4 protein-coding genes are annotated in these 4,266 nt (G+C 67.5%); 1 reads left to right on the top strand and 3 read right to left on the bottom strand.

The genetic code is table 11. The annotated features are described in order from the left end of the window. Positions 1–184: 184 nt before the first annotated feature. From ABZ260_RS47675 to ABZ260_RS47665, 3 genes are all read right to left on the bottom strand, one after another. The gene (locus ABZ260_RS47675; protein WP_355631652.1) at positions 185–1,513 is read right to left on the bottom strand and encodes an aminotransferase class V-fold PLP-dependent enzyme; all 1,329 of its coding nucleotides are present in this window, start codon (positions 1,511–1,513) and stop codon (positions 185–187) included. Between the two features lie 304 nt (positions 1,514–1,817). Further along, entirely contained in the window at positions 1,818–2,831 is a 1,014-nt protein-coding gene (locus ABZ260_RS47670; protein WP_355631649.1) for a cation diffusion facilitator family transporter, read from the bottom strand. Between the two features lie 55 nt (positions 2,832–2,886). Continuing rightward, the gene (locus ABZ260_RS47665; RefSeq protein WP_355631646.1) at positions 2,887–3,081 is read right to left on the bottom strand and encodes a hypothetical protein; all 195 of its coding nucleotides are present in this window, start codon (positions 3,079–3,081) and stop codon (positions 2,887–2,889) included. Positions 3,082–3,511: 430 nt separating this feature from the next. On the opposite strand from ABZ260_RS47665, the gene ABZ260_RS47660 reads away from it, so the two are divergent. Then, positions 3,512–4,266: SH3 domain-containing protein (locus ABZ260_RS47660; RefSeq protein WP_355631643.1), on the top strand; the 755-nt coding region annotated here is incomplete at its 3' end.

Here is a 4,266-nt window from a genome sequence, read left to right as displayed (position 1 = left end):
GCTCACCACGCTGGGCAACGGACTTTGAGGTCCGCGGTCGGGGGTTCCCCTCAGGGGAGTTCCCGAGTTGTCAGCCGGTGAGGCCCGCCCGATGGCGGGCCCGCTACGCGAGGCATCCATGATCACGGCAAGGTGCCGCTGGACCCGCTGCGGACCGCCGAGCACTACGCCGACCGGCATGTTTTCAGCGGCGCATCCGCGAGGCCAGTTCGCGCACCGCCACGGCGAGCAGATCGACCTGATCGCGGGAGGTGAACAGCGCCGGCGTCACCCGGACACAGTCGCCCCGCACCGGCCCGCCGCGGCGCACCGTGAAGATCCGATGCCTGTCCATCAGATCCTTGGTGATCGCCACGTTGTCGGCTTCGGAGGTACGTCCGGTGATCCGGAACGCGGTCATTGTCCCGTACATGGCGGGCTCCTCGGGAGTGAGGATCTCCAGGTTGGGAATGTCGATCACCTGGTGCACCCAGCGGTCGCGCAGAAAGCGCAGCCGCGCCTGCTTGACCGCGGCACCCAAGGTGTCGTGGAAGTCCAGGGCGGTGCCCACGGTGAGGATCGGGGCGACGTCCATGGTGCCGGAGTGGACCCGCGAGCGGATGTCGCGGCCGGAGTAGGTCTCGTCGGCGAAAGCAGGGTCGATGTCGGCCAGGCGGTTCTTGCGAATGTAGAGGAACCCCGACCCCAGCGGCGCCCCCATCCACTTGTGCAAGGAGAACACCGCGAAATCCGCTTTGAGGTCACCGATGGTGAAGTCGAGCTGCCCCCAGGAGTGGGCCGCGTCGACGATCACGTCGACGCCTTTGTCACGGGCCATCGTGACGATCTCTGCCACCGGCAGGACGAGTCCGGTGCGGTTGTTCATATGACTCAGCAGCAGCAACTTGACCCGTGGATGGTCGCGTAGCGCCTGGGCGTAGGTGTCCAGTGCGACCTGGTGGGTCGCCGGCTCGGGGATGGCCATCCGCTCGACGCTCACCCCGCGCCGACCGCGCAGCCAGTTCATGGCGTACCGCGCGCTGTGGTAGTCGAGGTCGGCGTACATCACCGCGTCGCCCGGCCGCAGCCGGTTGTAGCCGCCGATCAGGTTCTGCAGGGCTTCGGTGCCACCACGGGTCAGGGCGATCTCCTCATGGGAGGCACCCAGGACGGTCGCGATGCGTTTCCTGACCTGGGTGGCCCGATCGGTGTAGGAGGTGCGCAGCAGGTGGGAGTTCAGCTCGTTCAGCTGGTCCACGTTGCGGTGATATGCCTGACGCACCGGCTCAGGCATGATCCCGTAGTAGCCGTTCTCCAGGTTGATGAAGTCCGGGCTGACCCGGTACTGCCGTGCCACAGTGCCCCAGAAGCTCTCATCCCTGGCGAGCTGGTCAGGCCTACGACCGGCCGGAACGATCAGCGGCTCGGCCTCCGGCAACCGCGGCGCCGGTGATGGCGGAATCACCGGCGGTGAAACAGCGGAGACGGCCACCGCCCCCAGTCCAGCGACCATCTCACGCCTCGACAAACTCATCGAACCACCCCACATCGATCAGCCAAAGCTCACCGAATAGTGGCTCCGACCTGCTCTAACAGTGAAATTCCAGTGTGTGGCTGATGCGCTTTGCGGGGTGGTTATCCCAGCTTTTCGGGCGTGGCGCGGTGAAGATCGGGCATTGGACGCGACCGGAGATCCTCACCTGGGGCGCGTTCGCCGGGCAGATCCCACCTGCCCTTGACGTAGCGCGCGGGCCGATGAATCCGCCGAAGTCCGGTGACTCGTCAGGAGAGCGCGAAAACTCGACTTCGATGATCGCCGCAAAGGTGGACGCCGTGATCTACTCCAGGCTCTGTGACAGGTGGGCCGCATCGCTCTGATCGCCGGGATCGGTGTGGCCGGCCGGGGGCGTGGCGGGGACGGTGCTGTTTTCGTGAGGGGGGCTGCGGTGGGTGGGGCCGTGGGGTGCGGCGCAGTGGGTGTCGGTGCCGCCGATGGTCAGCAGTTGCGGTGGGGCGTGGTCGACCTGCAAGGTGGTGTGCTCGATGCCGTAGGTGTCGTGGAATATCCGCTCGGCGGCCAGGCGTACGGTGTGACAGTCGGCGCCGGAGGCGACCAGGATGTGCGCCGACAGCGCGGCGTAGCCGGAGGTGACCTCCCAGATGTGCAGGTCATGCACTTCGACGACGTGTTCCAAAGCGGCGGTTCTGGCGCCGATCTCGGCGGGATTCATGTTCGCGGGAGCGGCTTCCATGAAGACCCGGCTCGCGTCGCGGACCAGTCCCCAGCCCGCCGTGAGCATCAGGACGGCGACGACGAGGGCGGCGATCGCGTCGGCACGGGCCCAGCCGGTGAGCCAGATGACGGCTCCGGCGATCGTGGTGGCGATAAAGGCGAACAGGTCGTTGAGGATGTGCTGGTAGGCGCCTTCGATGTTGAGACTGGAGCGGTTGGCCCGAGACAGCAGCCAGGTGGCGGCCAGGTTGACGACGATTCCGGCCAGGCCGGTCACCACCACGTACAGGCCTTCAACCTCGGGAGGCACGATCAGGCGGCGGACGCCTTCATAGGTGAAGTAGGCGGCCAGCAGTAGCAGGGTGATGCCGTTGATCTGCGCGGAGATGATCTCGGCGCGCTTGAGCCCGTAGGTGAAGCCGCCCTGCGGTGGCCGGGCGGCGATCCGCATGGCGATCAGCGCGAAGACGATGGCGACGGCGTCGGTGAGCATATGACCGGCATCGGAGATCAGGGCCAGAGACCGGGCGATGAAGCCGACGACGACCTCGACCGCCATGAATCCGACGATCAGCGTCAGTGCCCCGGTCAGGTAGCGGCGATCGGCCTCAGCGCTCACCGCATGCCCATGCCCATGCCCGTGTCCGGAGCCATGCCCGCCTCCGTGTCCACGCTCAGCCATCGCTTCGCTCCCCTTGGTGGTGGGTTTCTGTGTCGTGCCCGATATGGGGGATCGCCAGGGCGAACAGCATCCGCATGTGGGAGTCGGCGAGCCGGTAGTGCGCCAGCCGCCCGGCTCGGCGGACCTGCACCACGCGGTGCGTGCGCAGCAGCCGCAGCGCGCATGAGGTCGCCGCCAGGTCGCACACACGTCTCTCCCGCCTGCAGCAGCACGGCCGTCAGCCTCAGCCTCCCGGGATCGGCCAGCAGTCCGAAGACCTGCGCAAGCTCCTGCACCGTGTGTCCGGTCGGCAGCGCCCGTTGGACACCTCTGCACCCGCTCGGCGTCCGCGAGCGAGGAGGAGTGGGCGTCGGGATGCGCAGTCACCCTCGCATGCGAATGGCTACTCAGGTGCACAGGTGCACAGAGCGTGGTTCGGGGGCACGGCGTCTACCTCTTCTCCTCGTCGGGGGACGGGCTGTTCATCGCAATGAATACCTGTTCAGTTGGTCATATGTTTAAGCATTTGGTAATGAGGAAATTACCCTTCGTGAGCATCGCAGGTCAAGTACCCCTAGCTTGACCAGGCTGCCGACCCCGCGCCGGTGAACAGATGCCGATCAAAGGGAGACATCGCAATGATCGCGAAGCGAACCACCACCCTGACCGCGTGCGCCACACTGAGCGGACTCATCCTGGCCGCCCTGCCCGCCCACGCGGCCGCCCGCCTCGCCGGCACGACCGGCAGTCCTGCCCTGGCCTGCACCTACCAGGTCACCGACGTGCGCTCCGGCGCCGTGCTGAACATCCGCTCCGGTGCCGGCAAGGACTTCGGCTCGGTCGGCACGCTACGGACGGGCGAGGCGCCGGTCGCCGGTACCTGCACGAGCGTCAACGGCTGGGTGCAGGTCAAAACCGCCACCGGCGTGACCGGCTGGGCTCCGTCCGGAAACCTCCGCAAGCTCGCCTCCCCTCCCGCCGTGACCGGCCAGCCGGCGCTGGCCTGCACCTACCGGGTTAACCGCATCGACCGCGACCAGTACGTCAACCTCCGCTCCGGCACAGACAAGACCTTCCGCTCGGTCGGCAAGTTGCGGGTGGCCGATGGCCGGTTCGCCGGCGCCTGTACGAGCGTCAACGGCTGGGTGCGGATCAAGAGCGCCAGCGGCGTGATCGGCTGGGCCTCGGCGAGTCACCTGCGCAAGGTGCGCAACGCCGGTCCGGTCGGCGTGACCGGCCGGCCGACGCTGGCCTGCACCTATCAGGTCACCCACGTGCGGCGCGTCAGCTTCCTCAACGTCCGCTCCGGCGCAGGGCTGCGCTTTCGCCCGGTCGCCAGGCTGCGGGTGGCCGACGGCCGGTTCGCCGGCGCCTGCAAGCCGACCAGGGGCTG

Source organism: Streptosporangium sp. NPDC006013 (assembly GCF_040614275.1).
In the GTDB taxonomy this organism is placed as follows: domain Bacteria; phylum Actinomycetota; class Actinomycetes; order Streptosporangiales; family Streptosporangiaceae; genus Streptosporangium.
Note: the sequence above shows the minus strand (reverse complement) of the source record. Positions and strands in the feature narration are given on the sequence as shown.